Consider the following 21005-nt stretch of genomic DNA (forward strand, 5'->3'; position numbering starts at 1 on the left):
ATCATGAGAGAACGTCCGCGCCATCTGCAGGGACTGCGGCAGGGCCTGCGCGTGCTGACCGTCGCCGCACTAGCCTGGATCGCCGTCCTGCTGTCCGTGCAACCGGCCTTCGCCGACCCCTTCGACCGCGCCGCCGAAGCGCAGCGCTACCGCGCGTGGCTTGCGCAATTCGAAGCCGATTTCGCGACGCTGCAGCAACGCCGCACGTCCGGCGGGCCGGTCACGGACGATGAGTTCGAGCGAATCTTCGCGAAATCCGTCGTGCCGAAATCGCGGGCGGTGCCGCTGCTGAAGACGGTCGCCGACCACGCGGGCATCAGCGCGGGCGCGGGCTTCGCGGTCGCGGGCGCCGGCCGCATCTTCTTCGACGTGTTGCGCGAATCGGTGCCGGCGGGCGAAGGCGGGATCTATCCGGAGGCCGATCCGAAGATCGCGGCGCGCGACCTGACCGTGTGGTACATGCACATCGGCGACGGCGGCGAGACCGCGGAACGCTACTTCAGTGATCCGAAGCGATTCAACCCGTACCATCTGCCGCCGCCGGGGACGCTCGAACGGAACGCCTATCCGTTCCTGCTGATGGACGACCGGCACGGCGCATTGCGGCTCGGCGGCGTCAGCGCCGAATTCTGGAACCTGATTGCGACGCTTCATGGCACACAATTCCAATAACCTTCGCCGGCGCCTGCGCGCCCATGCGTTCGCGCTGGCGGCCGGCCTCGCGGCCGCGCCGTTGGCCCACGCGGTGTGCGATCCGTCCGACGGCGCGCTGGCCGCGATGACGCCCGTCGCGGTGGATTTTCCGCTGAACGAGGCCGGTGCGCTGCTCGGGCTGGATGGCTCGCGCATCAGATCGTCGGACCTCGACGATCCGCTGCGCGTGACGCTCGACGGGCGCGCGCGCCCGACGCTGTGGGCGGAGCAGGTCGACTGGTCCGTCTACCGCGTGCCGGGCAAGCGCGTCGGCCCGACCACGCTGGTTTTCGACCAGGCCGCGGACGGCACGCGCCATCTTTGCCGCGTCGAGCAAAACGGGTTCACCGACGCGTTCGAAGACAAGCGCGAAGCGCTGCTGACCCGGCAGGAAAGCGATCGCTACGCGTACGAGCGGCGGCAAGGCGGGGCCGGCAATCGCGCCGCCGACGCGCGCGCGGCGGAGCCGGGCGATTACCGGCTCGAACGCAAGCTCGTGCTGCATTACGACAGCGCCGGGCGGCTGACGGGCTTCGACACCTTCAGCCGCGACCGCGACGCCGACGAACGCACGCCGCCGGCGCAGACCGGCCGCGTTTGCCTGCGCTACGACGCGCACGGCTGGCTGGCGGCGTCGGGCGCCGACGTGTGCGACAGCCGCGCCGGCGATCAGGCCGGGCTCGTCTACGTGCATGACGCCGACGGCCGCCTGCTGCGCGTGATCCGGCGCGACGACGGCGCCGTGCAGGTACGCACTTTCGATGCGCAGGGCAAGCCGGGCGCGCTTTACCTCGCGTCGTCCGGGCAGAAGGCTCTGCCGCATCGGTTGCCGGAGATCCACGGCGCATACGACCAGTCCGATCGCGAGCAGCGCACGCTGGTGCTCGACGGCCCGAACTGGACGATTCCGCCGGTCGACTACGGGTATTACGCGTGGCGTTTCCTGCTGTTGCCGGGCGACGAGTCGGCCGGCGGCATCATTGCGTTCCGGGACGACGAACTGCAACTGCTCGCGGCCGGCAAGAGCGGCCGGAACGGCGCGATCCGCCTGACCGCGGCGCAGAAGCGCAGGATCTGGGAAGCCGCGCGCGACCGGCCGGGGCGTGTGATCTGGAACTACGCGCCGGGACAGGATCTCGTCGTGGTCGCGGCGATGCCGGACGCGGTGTGGCGGCAGTGTGCGGGAACGTCCGACCGGACGGCGGACGCATGCGGGAAAGCGGGCGCCGCCGCGCGCAACCCATGACGTGTGCGGGACGCGGCCTTCAGCGTCCTCGCCTGACCGGACAGGCGGCTTTCAGTCCAGCGACCTGATCGCGCGCGCCGCGCAACAGCAGGCGAACGACATAGCCTTCGACGTCGATCCGGAGTTCCCGGTCGTCGTCGAACAGGCGATAGAACCGCGCGCGGTCCGTGATTTCCGTGACGGCGTACATGTCGAGATCGGACAGGGCGAAAGCGCCGCGGCTTGAAACGCGTGCGCTGTTCGACGCGAATGTCGCGCGCACGCGCTGGCCGTCATGCCGATCGGTGCCGTCTACCAGCACTGAGGCCCGAAGCCGCCCGGCTTCGCAGATCACGTAGAGCGGGTTGCCGTCGGTGTCCATGTCGCCGTAATACAGCAACGGATTGTCGAAATGCCAGCGTCCGATGTCATCGTCCGGCGCGCTGACCGGCTGCGCGTGCGCCACGGGCAGGTGCAGCGCTAGCAGGATGCCGATCAGCCGGACGGGAAGGTTTCTCATCATGCTTGTCTTGTTGAGCAAGGGCATTGTCCGACGCATCAGTGCGTGACCGACAGAAACAGATAGGCGGCGAACAGCGACAGGTGCACGACGCCGTGCAGCACGGTCGTGCGTCCGGCGCTGAGCGTCAGCGTGCTGACGAGCAGCGTCAGCGACAGCAGCACGGTTTCCATCGCGCCGATGCCGAGCGTGAGCGGCTGGCCGACCCAGATGAACACCGCGGCGACCGTCGGAATCGTGAGCCCGATGCTCGCGAGCGCCGAGCCGAGCGCGAGGTTCATGCTGGTCTGCAGGCGATTCGCGCGCGCCGCGGTGACGGCCGCGAGCCCTTCGGGCAGCAGCACGAGCGCGGCGATCACGATGCCGACCGCGGCTTCCGGCAGGCCGAGCTGCAGCACCGCGTGCTCGACGGCCGGCGACAGCAGCTTCGCGAGCAGCACGACCGCGACGAGGCTGACGAACAGGAACAGCAGGCTGACCAGCGCGGTGCGGCTGCTCGGCGGCGCCGCGTGGACGGATTCGTTCGCGCTGTCGTGGTCGGCGAGGAAGTAGTCGCGGTGGCGCACGGTCTGCACGAACACGAACACGCCGTACAGCACCAGCGACGACACGCCCGCGAACGCGAGCTGCGACCGCGAGAACAGCGGGCCCGGCGCGGCGCTCAGGTAGTTCGGCATCACGAGCGACAGCACCGACAGCGACGCGAGCACCGCGAGCGCCTTGCTCGCGCCGCGCCCCTGGAAGTCCTGCTCGCCGTGCTTCCACGCGCCGAAGAGCAGGCACAGGCCGACGATGCCGTTGCAGATGATCATCACCGCGGCGAACACGGTATCGCGCGCGAGACCGGATTTCTCGGGGCCCGCGCCGAGCATCACCGACACGATCAGCGCGACTTCGATGACGGTCACGGCGACGGCGAGCACGAGCGTGCCGAACGGCTCGCCGACGCGGTGCGCGACGACTTCGGCATGGTGGACCGCGGCAAACACCGAGCCGGCGAGCGCGGCGGCGAACAGCGCGATGACGAGACCTTCGGCCGGCACGACGCGCGACAGCGCGAGCACCAGCCAGGCGGCAAGCGGGGCCCAGAGGGTCCAGCGCGGGAGCTGGTTGGACGAGAGCGGCATGGAGGGTTTTCCTTATTCGAGTGGCGGCGTGCGATGCGCCGTCACGGGTTGGACGAAGCCCGGCCGGACAACCGCCGAACGAGAGCGTTGGAACTGAAAGGCGGCGGCGCGGAAAAGCGCCGGCCGGGATCGCCGTTGCGACGCGGCAGGTGCCGCGGGCGGACCGGAGCCCGTCGCGACGAACCGGTTCGATGCGACGGGCCGCTGGAAGCAGGGCCGGATCGCCGCCCGGCAAGGCCGGCGACTCGGATCCGGCCCCGAAGGAGTGGCCTGTGATGCGCGGCAATGGTGGCGTGGCACGCGGTCTCTCCCTGAAATCCTGCGGGTTGCGGGATTTTATCAGGCGGATGCGGGCCACTATCCGAAAATCGAACCCTTACGTTGACCTTTCGGTTCGAAAAAAGTGCCGATCAATTTTCATTTTTTGTTCTTGCGGATTCGGTAACGGTCTTTTACGTGATGAATCCGGGCTCGCCCTGACATAAATCTACCGACCGGTCGGTTTATAATCGCAAACATTCCCACTTCCTGACGGATCGCAAGCGATGGCTGTTTTCTCTGCACAATCGGTGAACTCGGGCGCGCTGGCGCCGGCGGCGGTCGTCGGCGTGATCGGCGCGGGCGCGATGGGCGCGGGCATCGCGCAGGTCGCGGCGGCGGCCGGCCATCCGGTGCGGCTGTACGACCTGAACGAAGCGGCCTGCGACAAGGCGCTCGCCGGGATTCGCGCGCAGTTCGCGCGTCTCGCGGAGAAAGGCCGGCTCGATCCTGCGCAGGCGGAAGCCGCGGCGAACCGCGTGAGCGCGGTGCGCGCGCTGGCCGACTTCGCGCCCGCCGCGCTGGTCGTCGAGGCGGCGGCCGAGCGGCTCGACGTGAAGCGCGAGATCTTCGCGACGCTCGAACGCCATGTCGACGACGCGTGCCTGCTCGCGACCAACACGTCGTCGATCTCGATCACGGCGATTGCGGCCGGCCTGCGTGCGCCGCAGCGGGTCGCCGGCCTGCATTTCTTCAATCCCGCGCCGCTGATGGCGCTCGTCGAGGTGGTCAGCGGGCTCGCGACCGCGCCCGAGGTCGCGCAGGTGCTGTACGACACCGCCGCCGCATGGGGCAAGCGGCCGGTGCTGGCGAAGTCGACGCCGGGCTTCATCGTCAACCGCGTCGCGCGGCCGTACTACGCGGAGGCGCTGCGCGTGCTGAACGAACAGGGCGGCGCGCCGGCGTCGATCGACGCGGTGATGCGCGAAGCGGGCGGATTCCGGATGGGGCCGTTCGAGCTGATGGACCTGATCGGCCACGACGTGAACTTCGCGGTGACGGAATCGGTGTTCCGTGCGTACTTCAACGATCCGCGCTTCACGCCGTCGCTGATCCAGCAGGAACTCGTCAACGCGGGCTTCCTCGGCCGCAAGTCCGGCCGCGGCTTCTATTCGTATGCGGACGGCGCGACGCCGCCGGCGCCGGACGTCGAGCCGCCGTGCGACGCGCCCGCGGCCGTCACGCTGTTCGCGCAGGACGGTCCGGCCGATGCGCTGCGCGCGCGCGTCGCCGAGCGCGTGGCCGGCGCGCGACAGGCGGACGCCCATTCCGACGACTTGCTCGCGACGGCCGGCCGCGCGTCGGTCGCGCTGACCGACGGCCGCACCGCGACCGAGCGCGCCGCGCACACGGGCGTGGCCGACCTCGTGCTCGTCGACCTCGCGCGCGACTACGCGCAGGCCGGGCTCGTCGCGCTGACCCGCGCGCTCCAGTGCAGCGACGCGGCCTATGCGGACGCGGTCGGCCTGTTCCAGGAGGCGGGCTTTCGCGTCGTCGGCCTGGCCGACGTGCCGGGCATGATCGTGATGCGCACCGTCGCGATGCTCGCGAACGAGGCGGCCGACACGGTGAACCAGGGCGTGTGCTCGCCCGCCGATCTCGATCTCGCCATGGAAAAGGGCGTCAACTATCCATGCGGCCCGCTCGCGTGGGCCGACGCGATCGGCATCGCGCGCGTGCATCGCGTGCTGTCGCATCTGGCCGCGAGCTACGGCGAGGACCGCTACCGCGTGTCGCCGCGCATCGCCGCGCTGCGCGCGGCCGGCCGCGCGTTCCGGTCCTGACCGCCGCTTTCCCCCGATCACGATAACGACATCACTCCACTGGAGGAGCTCCCCGATGACTGCCCCGACGCACCCGATGGCCGCGCTCGACCCGATCGAGACCGCGAGCCGCGACGAACTCCAGGCGCTGCAGCTGCAGCGGCTCAAGTGGTCGCTGCGCCACGCGTACGACAACGTCCCGCACTACCGCCGCGCGTTCGACGCGGCGGGCGTGCATCCGGACGACCTGGCGACGCTCGCCGATCTCGCGAAATTCCCGTTCACGACGAAAACCGATTTTCGCGACAACTACCCGTTCGGGCTGTTCGCGGTCCCGCGCCAGCAGGTGGTGCGCGTGCACGCATCGAGCGGCACGACCGGCAAGCCGACCGTGGTCGGCTACACGGCGCGCGACATCGACACCTGGGCGAACGTGATCGCGCGCTCGATCCGCGCGGCGGGCGGGCGCCCCGGCGACACGCTGCACAACGCGTTCGGCTACGGGCTGTTTACGGGCGGCCTCGGCATCCATTACGGCGCGGAGCGGCTCGGCTGCATGGTCGTGCCGATGTCGGGCGGGCAGACCGAGAAGCAGGTGCAGCTGATCCGCGATTTCGAGCCGAGGATCATCCTCGTCACGCCGTCGTACATGCTGAACCTGATCGACGAGATGGTGCGGCAGGGGATGGACCCGGCCGAGTCGTCGCTGAAGATCGGCATCTTCGGCGCGGAGCCGTGGACGCAGGCGCTGCGCGAGGAAGTGCAGGCGCGCGCCGGCATCGACGCGCTCGACATCTACGGGCTGTCCGAAGTGATGGGCCCGGGCGTCGCGTGCGAATGCATCGAGACCAAGGATGGCCCGGTGGTCTGGGAGGACCATTTCTATCCCGAGATCATCGATCCGGTGACGGGCGAGGTGCTGCCGGACGGCAGCGAGGGCGAGCTCGTGTTCACGTCGCTGACGAAGGAAGCGATGCCGGTGATCCGCTACCGCACGCGCGACCTGACCGCGCTGCTGCCGCCGAGCGCGCGCACGATGCGCCGCCTCGCGAAGATCACCGGCCGTTCGGACGACATGATGATCATCCGCGGCGTGAACGTGTTCCCGAGCCAGATCGAGGAGTTGGTCGTCGCGCTGCCGAAGCTGTCCGGCCAGTTTCAGCTGACGATCTCGCGCGACGGCCACATGGACCGGCTCGATCTCGCGGTCGAGCTGCGTTCGGAGGCGGGGGCCGGCGTGCCGGAAGGCGAGCGCGCCGCGATCGCGCGCGAGCTGCAGCACCGGATCAAGACGATGGTCGGCGTGTCCGCGGGCGTCACGGTGCTGCCGGCGGGCGGCATTCCGGCGACCGCGACCGGCAAGGCCAGACGCGTGATCGACCGGCGGCATGCCGCCTGACCCCATTGCCTGACCGTTTAGCGTGAACACGCCCTAACCGAGGAAACCTGTTCGATGGATGGATTGAAGACCCTGGCCGTCAGCGTCGATGCGCGCGGCATCGCGACCGTCGCGCTCGCGCGCGGCGACGTGCTCAACGCGTTCGACGAGACGATGATCGCCGAGCTGACCGACGTTTTCACCGCGCTCGGCGCGCGCGACGACGTGCGCGCGATCGTGCTGCGCTCGGACGGCCGCGCGTTCTGCGCGGGCGCCGACCTGCAGTGGATGCAGCGCGCGAGCGCGAACGACGCGGCGGCGAACCTGCGCGACGCGGAGCGCTTCGCGGCGATGATGCGCGCGATCCGGCAGTGCCCGAAACCGACCGTCGCGCGCGTGCAGGGGCACGCGTTCGGCGGCGGCGTCGGCCTGTGCGCCGCGTGCGACATCGTGATCGCGAGCGACCATGCGCGCTTCGCGGTCAGCGAGGCGCGCTTCGGCATCCTGCCGGCCGTGATCGGCCCGTATCTCGTCGAGGCGGTCGGCCAGCGCCAGGCGCGCCGGCTCGCGCTGACCGCGACGCAGTTGAGCGCAGGCGAGGCGGTCGCGATCGGCCTGATTCATCAGGCCGTGCCGCCCGACGCGCTCGACGATGCGCTTGGCAAGACGCTCGCGGAGCTGAGCCGCAACGGCCCGCGCGCGCTGATGGAGATCAAGCGCTTCTTCGATGCGATCGGCGAGTATCCGCCGTCCGACGAACGCGCGGCGTTCACCGCGCAGACGATCTCGCGCGTGCGCGCGACGGATGAAGCGAAGGAAGGCTTCGCCGCGTTCTTCGCGAAGCGGGCGCCGGCCTGGGAGGCGGGCGGCGCGTAAGAATGGACACCCGGCGCGGCGGCTTGCCGACGCTCATCCGCCGCGCCGCAAACGGGAAGGGTTGCTCTACAATGCGTGACCCCCGGCGCGCCGCCGGATCCGACCTGACCGATTCCCCGTCCGATGATCGTCAACCGTCTTATCTCCGAGATCCTGTTCGGCTTCACCGGCCTGATGGGCATCATCAACCCGATCGGCATCGCCTTCCTGTTTCTCGAACGCACCGAGTCGCTGACCGAGCAGGAACGCGACATGCTCGCGAAGAAGGTCGCGTTCAATTCGTTCATCGTGCTGCTCGTCGCGTTCTTCGCCGGCACGCCGGTGCTGCATTTCTTCGGGATCTCGATGGAAGCGCTGCGCATCGGCGGCGGCTTCGCGGTCGCGGTGGCGGGTTGGCGGATGCTCAACGAGCCGGACGTGCCGGGCGGCGGCGACACGCCGGTCAAGCCGATCGACGTGTCCACCGTGATGAAGCGCGCGTTCTTCCCGCTCACCGTGCCGCTGACCACCGGCCCCGGCTCGATTGCCACCGCGATCGCGCTCAACGCGAACCGGACGCACAAGCTGTCGGAGTTCGCGCTGTCGAGCCTCGTGTCGATCGCAGTCTCCGCGCTCGTCGCGGTGGTGATCTGGCAGACCTACAGCCGCTCCGCGTTTCTCGCGCGCTACCTCGGCACCGAAGGCACCAAGGTCGCGATGCGCGTGTCGGCGTTCCTGCTGCTGTGCATCGGCGTGCAGATCATGCTGACCGGGTTCTCCGAGTTCCTGCGGCCGATCGCCGACCAGGTCAAGTAAGCATCCGTCGCGTTCAGCGCGCGGCGGCCAGCATCGGATACGTGAACAGCCCGAAGTGGACGACGTTCAGCCCCGCGTGCGCGAGCGCGGCGGCGAACAGGCCGCCCCGGCGGTACGCGATGCCGTAGCCGACGCCGGCCACCGTGCCGAGCACGATCCATTGCCAGCCGGCCGCCGCATGGGCCGCGCCGAACAGCGCGGCGCCCGCGGCCAGCGCCACCCACGGTCCCCACGAGAACGCGCCAAGCGCGCGGGTCAGGCCGCCCTGCAGGTAGCCGCGGAACAGCGCTTCCTCGGCGAGCGTCACGAGCAGCACGTTGTTCGCGAGCCAGAGCCAGCCGGCCGCCGGCCATTTGGGCGCCCAGCCGACCATGCCGAATGCGGTCGCGCCGGCGAGGCAAGCCGCGGACGTCGCGAGCGCGGCGACGACGCCCACGCGCAGCGCGCGGGCCGGTGACACGGCAGACCGCACCCACGGCAGCACCCACAGCAGCCACAGGCCGACGAGCGGCTTGTCGAGATTCAGGTACATCGTGAACGGCACCGCGTCCGGCGTGAAGCGGGTCGGCTCGATCACGCGCGGATTATGGAAGCCCGGCAGCAGGTGCAGGCTCAGCGCGATCGCAAGCGCGAGGAAGACGGCATGCGCGGCGAGGCGCAGCGCGGCCGGACGCGCGGGCGCGACGCCCCATGCGGCCAGCGCGAGCAGCGCCAGCGGCGCCAGTGCGAGCGGCGCGAGCTGGCCGAGCGCGAGCGCGCCGGCGTAGCCGGCGACGCCGAGGATCAGGCTGGGGACCCGCAATGGGCGGCACCAGGCGAGCGCCGCGGCGGCGAAGATGGCGATCCAGGTTGCGGTGAACGGGACAGTCGATATGGACATGAGTGGCGGCATTCCTCCGATGAAATGCCGCGCATCATACAGGAGTGCGTATTGCGTCTACAGAAGCGCGTCTACAGTAGCGCGTCCGCAGCGGGTGCGCCGGCCGGCCGTCAGCGGCCGGCGGGTTCGGTGAAGCCTTCGCGGGTCGGAATGTCGACGCTGTTGCGCGTGCGCATGCGCCGCCGGTACCAGAAGGTCCACGTCAGCAGGCCGCCGAAGATCGAATAGCCGACGATCGGCGACACGACCAGCACGCGCTCGACCGGCCAGTTCACGACCATCCAGCAACGCAGCAGCATCTCGACGCTGAGCCCGGCGCCCCACGCGAACGTCATCAGGCGCAGCGTTTGCCGCAGCACCGGCTGGTCGTCCCAGACCGCCTCGAAGCGCGCGGCGCCGCCCGCCATCTGGCGGGCCACGGTGGCGCGCGCGAGATAGAAGATCAGCGGTCGCTCGCGCACCAGCGACAGCAGGAAGAGGATGCCGATCGCCCCCGACGCGAACGATTCGCGCATCAGCAACGCGCGCGGGCTGCCGCCGAGCGCCATCGCGACGATCGACAGCGCGATGCCGAACAGCACGACGGCGCTCACCGCGTCGACGCGGCGCGCGCGGACGAATTCGACGATCGACCAGACGACGGGCGGGATGGCCGACGCATAAAGCGCGCCGGTTTCGCCGAAATGGGGATGTGCAAAGTGGTAAGCGACCCACGGCAGCAACAAGTTGACGACGAGTTCGAGGGCCAGGCCGGCGCGCGCTTTCACGGTGGGATTCCAGATGATGGGTTCGGATGCCCGAACCGGATGGAATCCAGTATATCGAGATTCACGCGCCGTCTGCAGGTGGGGCGGGACCGGATAGGGAGGTTCCTCCCTGCGCGGGCTCCGCGCCGGACAGCGATGCGGCGTCAGCCGGCGGCAGGCTGCACGATGACAGTCACGTTGGTGTCCCCGACGAATGGGACGTTCGTCTCGAGAAGGTGAGACGACGCGCGTGTTCAGGCGACGATTTCGTCTACCGCGACCGGCGCGAGATGGGTGAACCCGGCTGCGCGGTAAAGCGCCTGGCCGGCTTCGGTCGACACGAGCCACGCGCGCCGCGCGCCGCGTTGCCGCGCGTGCGCGACGATCGCAGCCAGCAGTTGCGTCGCGAGGCCGCGACGACGATACGCGTCCGCGGTGCCGACCCGGTCGATGACGATATCGTCGGGTGAAGCGAAACCGTAGCGCGCGGTCGCGGCGAATCGGCCGTCGATCCGGTGCGCGAACAGGAACGCGTCCGGGTTCGGCCGGAACGGCGGGAACGCGTCGCCTGCGTTGAACGCATCGACGTCCGCCGGCGTGTGGCACGCGAGCGCCCGTGCAAGGGCATCGTCGCCGGACAGTGCCGGGAGGTCGGCGGCCATGAAATGCTCGGTCGCGAGCCGCCGCGTCCTGTGTTGCAGCGAGTCCGGCGATGGCGCGGCGCCGAAGCGTGTAACCCACGCGCCGGCGACGAACGGGCCGTCGTCGCGCGCGGGCGCGCCCTCGATCAGGTAATGCTCGAACGGGCGGCCCATCGCGGGATCGAATTGCACGGCGTAGCCGTCCACGCTGTCGCGCACCGGCGCGGTCCGCCGGTCGCGCGCGCTGCAGTATCCGGCGATGAACGTGCGGACTGCGCGCTTTCGATGGACGAAGGCCGACCACGTTTCGGTGAGCGGGACGGGGGCGTCGGAAGCAGCGGTATGGGTCGGCATCGGATCACGGGTGTCGGGGCTTGCCCGACAGGTTAGATCAGGATGGCGGACTTGTCGCGGCGGACGGCGCGCGCCGCCGCGCACGCGCTACCGCAGGTCCTTCCGGTACTGGATGAAGCCCGCGTTGGTCGCGAGCCGGTCGTACAGCGCGCGCGCCGTCGTATTGGTCTCGTGCGTGAGCCAGTACACGCGGCTCGCGCCGGCCTCTCTCGCCCGCGCATACACGGCCTCGATCAGCGCGCCGCCTGCGCCGCGCCCGCGTGCGTCGGCGGCGGTGTACAGGTCCTGCAGATAGCAGTACGGCCCCTCCGTCCAGCACGACCGGTGGAAGATCGCGTGCACGATGCCGAGCAGCGCGCCCGCGTCGTCGAACGCGCCGAGCACGAACATCGGTTCGGCGGGGTCCATCAGGCGCGCCCACGTGGTCGCGAACACGGCGTCGCTCAGCGCGGTGTCGTAGAACTGCTGATACGCGCGCCACAGCGGCCGCCATGCCGCCTCGTCGGCGGGGGCGAGCGGCCGGACCGCGATGTGCGTCGCGTCGGCCGCGCGGCCCGCCGCGTCGCGCGCATTCGCCTGCGCATGGCGGATCGCGGCGAGCGACGTGCGCTGCGCGCCTTGCGCGTCGAAGTTGCCGGGCGACAGCCATGCGTCGAGCGCGGCCGCGACCGCGGGCCATTCGTCGTCGACGATCGAGTACCACGCGGTGTCGCGGTTGCGCCCGTTGACGACGATTGCGTTGCGGAACGTCCCTTCGTAGCGGAAGCCGAGCCGTTCGGCCGCCTTGCGCGACGGCGCGTTGAGGCTGTCGCATTTCCATTCGTAGCGCCGGAAGCCGAGCGTGTCGAACACGTGCCGCATCAGCAGGTACTGCGCTTCGGTCGACACGGGCGTGCGCTGCAGGGCCGTCGAGAACGTGACGGAGCCGACCTCGATCACGCCGTTGTCCGGATCGATGCGCATCAGCGCGAGCGTGCCGACCGCGCGGCCGCTCGCAACGTCGACCACCGTGAAATGCATCGGGTCGGTGCTCGCGGCGGCGGTGCGCGCGTAATCGCGATAGCTCGCCTCGTCCGCAAACGGCCCGTGCCGGAGGTAGGTCCACATGCGGCCGTCGGGGGCCGCCGCGTACGCGGCGTACAGGTCCGCCGCGTGACGGTCGGCGTCGAGCGGCTCGAGGCGGCAATGATGCCCGTGGAGCGTGACGGGTTGCGGGCGCGGGCGGCCGGACCAGCCGGGCAGCGGCTGCCCGACGGGCTGTTGGTAGGCGTTGGTCGTAGACAAGGTCGATCTCGCTTCGTGGACACGGCCGGCGACGTACCGGCCTGCAGACGATCGTAGTGCTGGCGAGGTACCATGAAAAGCGCCAGCGGATCCCGAATTTATGGTGCCACCGATTTCATGACACTCGCCCAGCCTTCCGACGACTTCCTCCCGCAGCTCGATGCGCCGCTGTCGCGCGCGCCGGGCGCGCCTTCGCTGCAGCGGCAACTGCTGCGCCGCCTGCGCGACGCGATCCTCGGCGGCGCGATGCCGGCCGGCGCGCGGCTGCCCGGCACGCGCGCGCTGGCCGACACGCTCGGCATCTCGCGCAACACGGTGACGGCCGTCTACGAGCAGCTCATCGCCGAAGGCTTCCTGCAATCGGATCGCCGCGGCACGCGTGTCGTCGGGCTGTCGCGCCGGACCGAGCCGCGCCGGCGCACGGCGCCGCCGGTCGTCGCGCAGCGGCTCGGCCGCATTCGCCCGGCCCGCATCGACGGGGGCGGCGAATTCGACGGCTTCCGTCCGGGCGTGCCCGCGCTGGCGCATTTTCCGGTCGATGCGTGGCGGCACGCGATGGACCGCGCGCTGCGCCGCGCAGGGCGCGAGCAGCTCGGCTACGGCGATCCGCTCGGCGAGCCCGCGCTGCGCGAATCGATCGCACGGCATCTGGCGGTGACGCGGGGCGTGCGCTGCGCCCCCGAGCAGATCGTGATGACCGAGGGCGCGCAAGCCGCAATCGCGCTGTGCGTGCAGCTGCTGACCAACCCCGGCGACACCGTGTGGGTCGAGGAGCCCGGCTACCGCGGCGCGCGCACCGCGATGCAGGCGGGCGACCTCGACGTGGCGCCGATGCCGGTCGACGCGCAAGGCTTGCGCGGGGAGGCCGACGACTGGCGCGACCGGACGCCGCGCCTCGTCTACACGACGCCGTCGAACCAGTTTCCGACCGGCGCGGTGCTGTCGATCTCGCGCCGGCTCGCGCTGCTCGATGCCGCGCGCCGGCATCGCGCGTGGATCATCGAGGACGACTATGACAGCGAATTCCGCCACACCGGCGAGCCGATCGGCGCGATGCAGGGGCTCGCGCAGGATTCGCCCGTCCTGTATGTGGGCTCGTTCAGCAAGACGATGTTTCCGGCGCTGCGCATCGGCTTCCTGGTGCTGCCGGACGCGCTGCTGCCGGCGGTGCGGGCCGTGCTGCCGGAGCTGCTGCGCGGCGGGGCGCGCCATGTGCAGCTCGCGCTGGCCGACTTCATCGAGAGCGGCGAATACGGACGGCACCTCGGACGCATGCGCCGGCTGTACCGCGATCGCCGCCTCGCGCTGCTGGCCGCGCTCGACAGCGCGCTGAGCATCCCGCATCGCGTCGAGGGCGGGCCGTGCGGCCTGCACCTGACGCTGGGCCTGCCGACGCGCTACCCGGATCGCGCGCTCGTCGATGCCGCGCGTGCGCACGGCATCGTGCCGTATCCGCTGTCGGGTTTCTCGATGCGCGAGGAGACTGCGCTCAACGGGCTCGTGCTCGGCTTCGGCAACACGTCGGCGGATGCGTTCGAGCCGCTGTTGCGCACGTTGTCCGTGCTGGCGAAACGAATCGGCGGGCGCTGAGCCGGCCGTCGCCGGCGGGGTTGGCGGTGTTGGCGGACCGTCGGAATTATGCGGATTGACGAAGCGGCCGGTTTGACCGGAACGAATGCTGCCGCCGTTGCGCGGCCGATGCGCGGCCTGTTCGAGCCGTCGTCGATTCGTATGCTCTGGTGCGCGGCGTGGACTATAAATGGAGTCGTGTACTGGTGCTTGCCGGCCGCCTGCGCGTTTCGCGCATCGCGCGGCGCGGCGACTGCCCGGGGGAGGTGCACCGTGGTTCGCCTGACGCTTGTCCGCGCCGTGCTTCGCGCCGCGCTGATCGGGGGCGTGTTTGCCTGCTGCCTGGGTCTGCAGCCCGTGGCCGACGCGGCGAGCCCCGCGTCGCCCGTGGCGAAGGAGCGGCGCGCCGCGTCGCCCGCCCCGTCGCCCGTCGATCTTCCCGCGATCGTCGAACGCTACGGCCCGGCCGTCGTGTATATCAGCGCGGCCTCGGCGGAGCCGCAGGCGCCTGCGCCCGCCGCGCCGGGCGTCGCGGCGCTCGATCCCGACGATCCGCTCGCTGCCTTCTTCCGGCGCGGCGTGCCGCAGCCGCCGCCGACGCCGGAGACCGCGCCGCGCACGCTGTCCGGCAGCGGCTCCGGGTTCATCGTCAGTGCCGACGGCATGATCCTGACGTCCGCGCACGTCGTCGACCAGGCCACCGACTTGACGGTGCGGCTGACCGACCGCCGCGAGTTCAAGGCGATGGTCCTGACCGTCGACGCGCAGAGCGACGTCGCGGTGCTGCGGATCGACGCGACGAAGCTGCCGGTGGTCCGGCTCGGCGATTCGTCGAAGGTGCGCGTCGGCGAGACGGTGATCACGGTCGGCTCGCCGGACGGCACGGGGAACACGGTCACCGCCGGCATCGTCAGCGCGACCGCGCACACGCTGCCGGACGGCAGCGCCTTCCCGTTCTTCCAGACCGACATCGCGGTCAATCCCGACAACTCGGGCGGGCCGGTGTTCAATCGCGCCGGCGAGGTGATCGGCATCGCGGTGCAGGTCTATACGGGCGCGGACCGCTATTCGAGCCTGACCTTCGCGATTCCGATCGGCCTGGCGGCCAGGGTGCGCGCGCAACTGCAGACGCAGATGCAGGCGCAGCGCAATCCGTCGGGGAATGCGCTCGGCGTCGACGTGCAGGACGTCGGCGCGGGGCTCGCGGCCGCGTTCGGGCTGCCGCGGCCGGCGGGCGCGCTCGTCAACGCGGTCGAGCCCGGGTCGCCGGCCGCCGCGGTCGGCGTGAAGCCCGGCGACGTGATCGTGCAGATCGGCAACCGGCCGATCGGTCACTCGGCCGAACTGAGCGACTATGCGGCCGCGCTGCCGCAAGGCGCGAAGACGCCGCTCAGGCTGATCCGCAACCGCAAGTCGATCACGCTGACGGTGACGGCCGGCGGCGCCGGCTCGGCAGGGGCCGCCGGTGCGGCCGAAGCGGGCGCCGACATGGGCGGCGCTGTGCGACCGGCCGAAGGCGGCGGCGATCGTCTCGGCCTGACGATGCACCCGCTGTCCGAGGAAGAGCGCCGGTCGACAGGGCTCGCGGTCGGGATGATGGTGGACGACGCGCGCGGCCCGGCCGCCGCCGCCGGCATCCAGCCGGGCGACGTCGTGCTGGAGCTCAACGACACGCTGCTCGAAACGCCGGACGACGTCGCGGCGCTCGAAGCGAAGGGCGGGAAGGTGATCGCGGTGCTGATCCAGCGCAACAACACGCGCAAGTTCGTATCGGTGCGAACGCGGTAGAGGTTGTTGCGAAGGGGGGCCAGGCGGTGGATGCGTCGTCGCTGGCCGGACCGTGTCAGGACGATCGTGGCTCCGTCGACGCCGGGTTTGCCCAGGCCTGCAAGCCGGACGCGATCGCGTCGAACGAAGGCCGGCTCTCGACGTCTTCGCTCAAGCAGGCCGCCGCGAGCGCTTCAAGCTCGCGACGGGCGGGCAGCTGGGCGGCGTCGCAGCGCTCGATCAGTTCCCCGAGCAGGCAACCGAATGCGCGAACCTCGAGCCGCTGCAGCGCGGCGCCGAGTGCCGCATCGTTGGCGTCGTAAAAGGACGCCGCGCCGAAATCGCCCAATAACGCCTGCCCCGCGCCGCGATGCAGGATGTTGTGCGCGTACAGGTCGCCATGCAGGATGCCGCGCTCATGCAGATGACGCGCCGCCGAAGCGATGCCGTGCGCGATACGCAATGCCGATGCGGGATCGAATCGCGTGCCGTCCGCATAGACGTCGCGTGTGCAGGACGCGAGGCTGGGCGGCGCGGCGAGATTCACGAATGCGGGATCGATCAGTTCCATGACGAGACCATGCGCGTTCGCCGGATGGTCTTTCACCTTGCCGATCACCGGGATCAGGTTCGGGTGCGCTCCGGCGTGGATGCAGGCTGCCATCTCGCAGTCCGGCAGCCCGTCGCTCGTCATCGCGCCCTTGAACAGCTTGACGGCGACATGCCGCGACTCGCCGGTTGCATCGGGAAGGCGCCGCGCCCGATGGATGACGCCGGATGCGCCTTCGCCGAGCTTTTGCTCCAATGCCAGCGTTTCCCACGGCACCTCGGGGATGGTTGAATCGGCCGACGCCGTTGCTTCCAGCGCCGCGCCGAGCGGGTTGCCGGCATAGGCGAGCCATGCCAGTCGCGGCAAGCGCAGCAGCCAATCGGGCAACGCGCGCAACTGATTCGCGGACAGGCGCACGAGTTCGAGCCGCGAGCACGCGGACATCGATTCCGGCAGCGTGCGCAGGCGGTTGCCCGCGAGCATCAGTTTCTGCAGATGGGAGCAGTTGCCGATTTCCGGCGGCAGCGTGTCGACTTCGTTGTCGGTCAGGATCAGCCAGCGAAGCAGGGGCGGAAGCGATTTGCCGGTGACCGTGCGGATGCGGTTCGCCTTGAAGCCGATCATGCTCAACTGCGGGCACGCGCCGAGTACTTCGGGCAATTCCGTGAAGCGGTTGTCGGAGGCGAAAAGGATGCGCAGTCTGCTCAGGCGCGGCAGGTCGTCCGGCAGCGTCGACAGCGCGTTGCCGGTCAGGTCGAGGGTTTCCAGCGTGTCGGCCAGATCGAAGATTTCACGAGGGAATTCGGTCAGGCCGCAGGCGAGCTTGAGGTGGCGGGCGCCGGCGAGCTGGCCGGAGCGCAGTTGGGCGAGGGTGGTTGTCACGCGGTTCGAGGGGCAATTTGCTTGCCGGGGATTGTACGGGGAACCGCGTGGGTTCCGGCGGGATCGAGTTCGGTTCCCCGGAGGAACGTGCATTTCTGCCGGCTATTCGTCGTCACTCGACATGAACCGGTCGATCAGTTGATAGTATCCCGGCAACACGCGGTCCAGCTTGTTTCGACCCGAGCGGGTCAGGCTGACGAGTTTCGCGCGAGCGTCTTCGTCGCATGACTGGCAGGCAAGCATCCCGTCGTCCACCATGCCCTGAATCGTGCGCGTCATGACCGGGCGCGATACGTCGATGCGATCGGCCAGTTCGCTCGCTTTCAAGCCATCCGGACGATCTTCGCGATCGAGAACGACGAGAATCAGATATCGCAGGGTCGAGAGTTCGTGCTCCGCGAAGTAATTGTCGAGTTCCCGCATCAGCTGGCTCGCGCGGCGCAGCATGTGCAGCGCGGCGTGGACCTTGTCCACGTTCATGGCTGGAAACCGCTCGCGGTAGGTTTCCAGCACTTTCAGGCTGGGCAATTCCTTCAGGAAGAACACGCGGGAATTTCTCCTTTCAGATGGCGCGTCAGCGTCGCGGTGTCGATTCCGGCGCCGAAATGATGGAGCACGTGCGCCACGACATGATCGTGCTGCGCTTCGGTGAACGCGGCACACGCATCTGTCGCGATCCAGCAGTCCAGGCCCAGGTCGTGGGCCTCCCGAAGTGTCGACTCCACGCAGACATGCGTCGCGAAACCCATCAGGACGATGGTGTCGATGCGATTGTTTCGCAGGAACGGATCCAGCGTCGAATGCTTCAGCACGCTGGCGCCGGATCGGCCCTGCGTGACGAATTCGTCTTGCCGGGGCACGAAGGGCGGCGAAAACGCGGCGCCTTGCCCGACCCAGGTGCCGGCGCGAGGAATCGCCGCGCGCAGCCCGAGTACGTTGCTGCCGCCGGCGAACAGACGATAGTGCGGGTCATTCCGAAGATCCAGCCCGGCATGTGCAATGGTCCAGCCTTCGTCGCGCGCGGTCGTCAGGATTTGCGCCGCGTTCGAGACGGCCTTCCGGAACGGCGCCTTGTCCTGGACCAGATGCTGAAAGAGGACGCCATCCTCGCCAAGCCATTCATTCTGGAATTCGATAAAGACCAGTGCTGTCCGCTGTTTGTCGATGGAAACCGGATTTGCCACGATACGCCTCCCTCAAGTGGTTACCATGGTAACTATATGGATGCCGACAGATTAATGCAAGTCATATCGGCGGACGGCATGACGCGTGTGCCGACGGTCACTGAGGGTTGAAGGTCTCGTCCCGGGCGGCGGCATCGATTGTCCGCAGCAAGCCGTCCCGGCCACCGTGGACGTCCATCCATCGCAGAACGCGACAAGCGGCGTCAGCGTAGATCATCCGGTCTTTGCCGGCACGAGGCCCCCACTCGGCAGGACTCGACGGGAGCGAACCCGCACTTTCCCTGACGCAACGCTCGGCCGCCGTCGTTCCTGGATTCAGGTATCGGTCATCGTCAGAGACAATGACCGCGACGCCCTCGTCGAACCAAACGGGCACGGCGCCATTGGCCAACCTCCACCAGCCAATTCGCCGATGTAGTTCCACGAGCGAGAACTCGTGCGCCAGAATAGTGGGAGTTTGGCCGCGAGGCGAAACCCGCGTGATGATCGCAAAAGGTGTGGTGGTCGTTGAGGCAAGGGCGCCACGTCCTCCCATGCGTCTGTCGCATTCAACCGTAGAGCAGGCAACGATGATCGGCGCGAGATCGAACGTACCGTAGAACTGTCGAACCAGCGATTCCGCTTCCTTCGCATGTGTTGATAGCGCATCGCGCATCTGCGGGGGCATGTCCCGATCAACAATCAGTCCTGGCGCTGCGTGCTCCATTCCGTAGCATGCGGCACATATTGTGGCGGTGATGGCAGGATAGCCCCAAGCGACGAGTCCGGAGACGATCACCCCAGACAGGATGGTGCCGATGACCACGCGTGTGATCCAGCGGCGGAAGGAGGTTTTCAAGGTTTAACGTCCTGTCGGATGACCACTTCGGCAAATCCCGTCGCACCGTCGATGGCGGCCAGCAGGTCGTCGGCCCGAACCATCAATTCGCGGACTTGCCGCAGCATAGGGTACTGATGCAGCACGGCGCGCCATTGCGATTGTTCGAGAATCGCATCCCATATCACGCCGAGGCCGTGCGGGTCGGCATCCGCCGGTTGCACCAGCGCACTCGCAAAGTCGACGCTGGCCTGCGCGGAGAGCAACTGCATCCGGCTCGCAGCGCTCAACAGACGGGGTGTCGCGTCCGCGGGCGCATCGCAGCAGTAGAGCACTTCTCGTTGCAAGGTCGCGTCGTCGGTCGTCAGCGCGCAGAGCGACGCGCCTTGCAGGCGCACCGCACCTTGGCGCGTCTCGAACGAATAAATCGTGTTCCTGTCGCCTTGGGCGAGCAGGCTCAAGCCACGCAGCAACCTCGGCAAATCGGTGGTTGCGGCATCCGCGGAGGCCTTCGCTTCCACGAGGAAGCGAACATTCCAGGCGGGCGCGGGCTCATCGTCCCGCATGCGTTCGAGCAGGACCGCGTCCCATTCGGTTTTCGCACGGTCGTGCCGGCCGGGTATCGACGACGGCACACGCATGGAGGTGACCACGCGGTACATGCGCTGCTCATCCGCCGCATTGAGCCGCCCGGCCAGTGCTTCGAGTGCCCGCGCGGCCGATGCTTCGACGGCCGCGCCCCGTCGATGCGAACTGATGCCCTGTGCTGCGGCGAGCGAGCTGCCCGAGTGCGGACCGTGGCGTTCCCAGAGCGCCTGGTACTGACGTACGCGCTCATCCGATGCCAGTACGTCGAGACGCCGCAAGCGTTCGAGCGCGGGGCTGTCTGCCAATTTGGCGATGTCGCACTCAAAGGCGGCGTCGGTCGCCATTTCCGGCAGCACGAGCAGGCGCTGCAACGTGGCGTGAAGCTCGGCCCACGAGGCGGAGTCCGCCGCAGCATGCAACCGGGCGAGCGCCTCGCGTCGCCACGCTTGCGCGTGACGTTCGCGTTTGGCCGGATGTGCGATCGCGTTGACGGCTGAGTGCAGCATTCGTCGATCCTGACCGGCGCGCGCGGACAACGATGCGTATTCGCGCACGCTCGCCGCATTGTGCCGAAGCACCACGGCCTGAAACGCGGGATCTCCCGATTGAGGGTCCATCGCGTCGCGGATCATGCGTGCGAGTGCGTCGATAAAGCGGCGTTTCAGCGCCGCGCCGGGAGACTGGCCGCCGACCAGCGTCTTGCGGGCCTCTTCGATCACGATCGCAATTGTGGTGGCCGGACTCGCGGCGTCGGACAGCGACGATGCGGGAACGAGCGGCGGCAGCCGGTAACGGCGATCGACGGTGCGCAGTACTTCGTCGAGCAATGCAGGCAACGGTGTCGGCGGCATGGAGCGTATTGGTGTGAAAGCGTTTCGCGCACTCGAGCCATGCGAGGCTGCGCCGAGTGCTTCGTGATCGGTGCGAGGTGCAACGTTATCACGCAGGCCCGGACGTGCAGATCTCCCGGCAACGGCTATTGCGCGAAGCCGAACGGAAAAACTGGCCGGACGATCGGCACGATCGTCGTCAGACCATGTTCTCAAGA

At 69.1% G+C, this 21005-nt stretch carries 19 protein-coding genes; 8 read left to right on the forward strand and 11 right to left on the reverse strand.

Annotation, left to right across the window (positions count from 1 at the left end):
• Positions 1-3: 3 nt before the first annotated feature.
• Positions 4-672: a hypothetical protein gene (locus tag ACFIMZ_RS25515; protein WP_431825056.1), complete on the forward strand. Its 669-nt coding sequence runs from the start codon at positions 4-6 to the stop codon at positions 670-672.
• Positions 653-1939, forward strand: coding sequence for a hypothetical protein (locus tag ACFIMZ_RS25520; RefSeq protein WP_431825057.1), 1287 nt, complete (start codon positions 653-655; stop codon positions 1937-1939). Before ACFIMZ_RS25515 ends, ACFIMZ_RS25520 begins: the two co-directional genes overlap by 20 nt.
• Positions 1940-1958: 19 nt before the next feature.
• Here ACFIMZ_RS25520 and ACFIMZ_RS25525 read toward each other — a convergent pair whose 3' ends face one another.
• Together ACFIMZ_RS25525 and ACFIMZ_RS25530 are read right to left on the reverse strand one after the other, a co-directional pair.
• Positions 1959-2459, reverse strand: a complete 501-nt coding sequence (locus ACFIMZ_RS25525; RefSeq protein WP_431825058.1) for a hypothetical protein — start codon at positions 2457-2459, stop codon at positions 1959-1961.
• 17 nt (positions 2460-2476) lie between these two features.
• Positions 2477-3565: a calcium:proton antiporter gene (locus ACFIMZ_RS25530; RefSeq protein ID WP_431825059.1), complete on the reverse strand. Its 1089-nt coding sequence runs from the start codon at positions 3563-3565 to the stop codon at positions 2477-2479.
• A gap of 545 nt (positions 3566-4110) precedes the next feature.
• Here ACFIMZ_RS25530 and ACFIMZ_RS25535 point away from each other — a divergent pair.
• The 4 genes from ACFIMZ_RS25535 (at position 4111) to ACFIMZ_RS25550 (ending at position 8695) form a co-directional block, all read left to right on the forward strand.
• The gene (locus ACFIMZ_RS25535) at positions 4111-5667 is read left to right on the forward strand and encodes a 3-hydroxyacyl-CoA dehydrogenase (protein ID WP_431825060.1); all 1557 of its coding nucleotides are present in this window, start codon (positions 4111-4113) and stop codon (positions 5665-5667) included.
• A gap of 55 nt (positions 5668-5722) precedes the next feature.
• A complete protein-coding gene (gene paaK / locus ACFIMZ_RS25540) occupies positions 5723-7045 on the forward strand; it encodes a phenylacetate--CoA ligase PaaK (RefSeq protein WP_431825061.1) in 1323 nt (440 codons plus the stop codon).
• Between the two features lie 54 nt (positions 7046-7099).
• On the forward strand, positions 7100-7900 hold the full coding sequence (locus tag ACFIMZ_RS25545) for an enoyl-CoA hydratase-related protein (protein ID WP_431825062.1): 801 nt from the start codon (positions 7100-7102) through the stop codon (positions 7898-7900).
• Positions 7901-8023: 123 nt separating this feature from the next.
• On the forward strand, positions 8024-8695 hold the full coding sequence (locus ACFIMZ_RS25550) for a MarC family protein (protein ID WP_010089552.1): 672 nt from the start codon (positions 8024-8026) through the stop codon (positions 8693-8695).
• Between the two features lie 13 nt (positions 8696-8708).
• Here ACFIMZ_RS25550 and ACFIMZ_RS25555 read toward each other — a convergent pair whose 3' ends face one another.
• The 4 genes from ACFIMZ_RS25555 to ACFIMZ_RS25570 form a co-directional block, all read right to left on the reverse strand.
• Positions 8709-9575: a CPBP family intramembrane glutamic endopeptidase gene (locus ACFIMZ_RS25555; RefSeq protein ID WP_431825063.1), complete on the reverse strand. Its 867-nt coding sequence runs from the start codon at positions 9573-9575 to the stop codon at positions 8709-8711.
• 110 nt (positions 9576-9685) lie between these two features.
• Positions 9686-10342, reverse strand: coding sequence for a VC0807 family protein (locus ACFIMZ_RS25560; RefSeq protein ID WP_431825064.1), 657 nt, complete (start codon positions 10340-10342; stop codon positions 9686-9688).
• Positions 10343-10575: 233 nt separating this feature from the next.
• Complete coding sequence (locus tag ACFIMZ_RS25565; protein ID WP_431825065.1) at positions 10576-11316, reverse strand: GNAT family N-acetyltransferase; 741 nt, start codon at positions 11314-11316, stop codon at positions 10576-10578.
• An 87-nt stretch (positions 11317-11403) separates the two neighbouring features.
• On the reverse strand, positions 11404-12600 hold the full coding sequence (locus ACFIMZ_RS25570; RefSeq protein ID WP_431825066.1) for a GNAT family N-acetyltransferase: 1197 nt from the start codon (positions 12598-12600) through the stop codon (positions 11404-11406).
• A gap of 117 nt (positions 12601-12717) precedes the next feature.
• Between ACFIMZ_RS25570 and ACFIMZ_RS25575 the strand changes: the two genes are divergently transcribed.
• Both ACFIMZ_RS25575 and ACFIMZ_RS25580 read left to right on the forward strand, forming a co-directional pair.
• Positions 12718-14190: a PLP-dependent aminotransferase family protein gene (locus ACFIMZ_RS25575; protein WP_431825067.1), complete on the forward strand. Its 1473-nt coding sequence runs from the start codon at positions 12718-12720 to the stop codon at positions 14188-14190.
• Between the two features lie 252 nt (positions 14191-14442).
• A complete protein-coding gene (locus tag ACFIMZ_RS25580) occupies positions 14443-15957 on the forward strand; it encodes a trypsin-like peptidase domain-containing protein (RefSeq protein ID WP_431825068.1) in 1515 nt (504 codons plus the stop codon).
• A 55-nt stretch (positions 15958-16012) separates the two neighbouring features.
• On the opposite strand, the gene ACFIMZ_RS25585 is transcribed toward ACFIMZ_RS25580, so the two are convergent.
• The 5 genes from ACFIMZ_RS25585 to ACFIMZ_RS25605 form a co-directional block, all read right to left on the reverse strand.
• Positions 16013-17368, reverse strand: coding sequence for a protein kinase (locus ACFIMZ_RS25585; RefSeq protein WP_431825069.1), 1356 nt, complete (start codon positions 17366-17368; stop codon positions 16013-16015).
• 102 nt (positions 17369-17470) lie between these two features.
• Positions 17471-17914: a MarR family winged helix-turn-helix transcriptional regulator gene (locus ACFIMZ_RS25590; protein WP_431825070.1), complete on the reverse strand. Its 444-nt coding sequence runs from the start codon at positions 17912-17914 to the stop codon at positions 17471-17473.
• Positions 17902-18552 (reverse strand): cysteine hydrolase, encoded by a 651-nt coding sequence (locus tag ACFIMZ_RS25595; protein WP_431825071.1) that lies wholly within the window; start codon positions 18550-18552, stop codon positions 17902-17904. Before ACFIMZ_RS25595 ends, ACFIMZ_RS25590 begins: the two co-directional genes overlap by 13 nt.
• 97 nt (positions 18553-18649) lie before the next feature.
• A complete protein-coding gene (locus ACFIMZ_RS25600; RefSeq protein WP_431825072.1) occupies positions 18650-19390 on the reverse strand; it encodes a hypothetical protein in 741 nt (246 codons plus the stop codon).
• Positions 19387-20808 carry a 3-deoxy-D-arabino-heptulosonate 7-phosphate synthase gene (locus tag ACFIMZ_RS25605; protein WP_431825073.1) on the reverse strand — a complete coding sequence of 474 codons (1422 nt, stop codon included), beginning with the start codon at positions 20806-20808 and terminating at the stop codon, positions 19387-19389. The genes ACFIMZ_RS25600 and ACFIMZ_RS25605 overlap by 4 nt, the downstream gene beginning before the upstream one ends.
• Positions 20809-21005 lie beyond the last annotated feature (197 nt).

The organism is Burkholderia sp. F1 (assembly GCF_050813845.1).
GTDB lineage: Bacteria > Pseudomonadota > Gammaproteobacteria > Burkholderiales > Burkholderiaceae > Burkholderia > Burkholderia ubonensis.

What these genes read in the sequence shown, in the direction of transcription:
- ACFIMZ_RS25515 (WP_431825056.1), top strand. Translation starts at nt 4, where the DNA reads ATGAGAGAACGTCCGCGCCATCTGCAGGGACTGCGGCAGGGCCTGCGC.
- ACFIMZ_RS25520 (WP_431825057.1), top strand. Translation starts at nt 653, where the DNA reads ATGGCACACAATTCCAATAACCTTCGCCGGCGCCTGCGCGCCCATGCG.
- ACFIMZ_RS25530 (WP_431825059.1), bottom strand. Translation starts at nt 3,565, where the DNA reads ATGCCGCTCTCGTCCAACCAGCTCCCGCGCTGGACCCTCTGGGCCCCG.
- ACFIMZ_RS25535 (WP_431825060.1), top strand. Translation starts at nt 4,111, where the DNA reads ATGGCTGTTTTCTCTGCACAATCGGTGAACTCGGGCGCGCTGGCGCCG.
- paaK (WP_431825061.1), top strand. Translation starts at nt 5,723, where the DNA reads ATGACTGCCCCGACGCACCCGATGGCCGCGCTCGACCCGATCGAGACC.
- ACFIMZ_RS25545 (WP_431825062.1), top strand. Translation starts at nt 7,100, where the DNA reads ATGGATGGATTGAAGACCCTGGCCGTCAGCGTCGATGCGCGCGGCATC.
- ACFIMZ_RS25550 (WP_010089552.1), top strand. Translation starts at nt 8,024, where the DNA reads ATGATCGTCAACCGTCTTATCTCCGAGATCCTGTTCGGCTTCACCGGC.
- ACFIMZ_RS25555 (WP_431825063.1), bottom strand. Translation starts at nt 9,575, where the DNA reads ATGTCCATATCGACTGTCCCGTTCACCGCAACCTGGATCGCCATCTTC.
- ACFIMZ_RS25565 (WP_431825065.1), bottom strand. Translation starts at nt 11,316, where the DNA reads ATGCCGACCCATACCGCTGCTTCCGACGCCCCCGTCCCGCTCACCGAA.
- ACFIMZ_RS25575 (WP_431825067.1), top strand. Translation starts at nt 12,718, where the DNA reads ATGACACTCGCCCAGCCTTCCGACGACTTCCTCCCGCAGCTCGATGCG.
- ACFIMZ_RS25605 (WP_431825073.1), bottom strand. Translation starts at nt 20,808, where the DNA reads ATGCCGCCGACACCGTTGCCTGCATTGCTCGACGAAGTACTGCGCACC.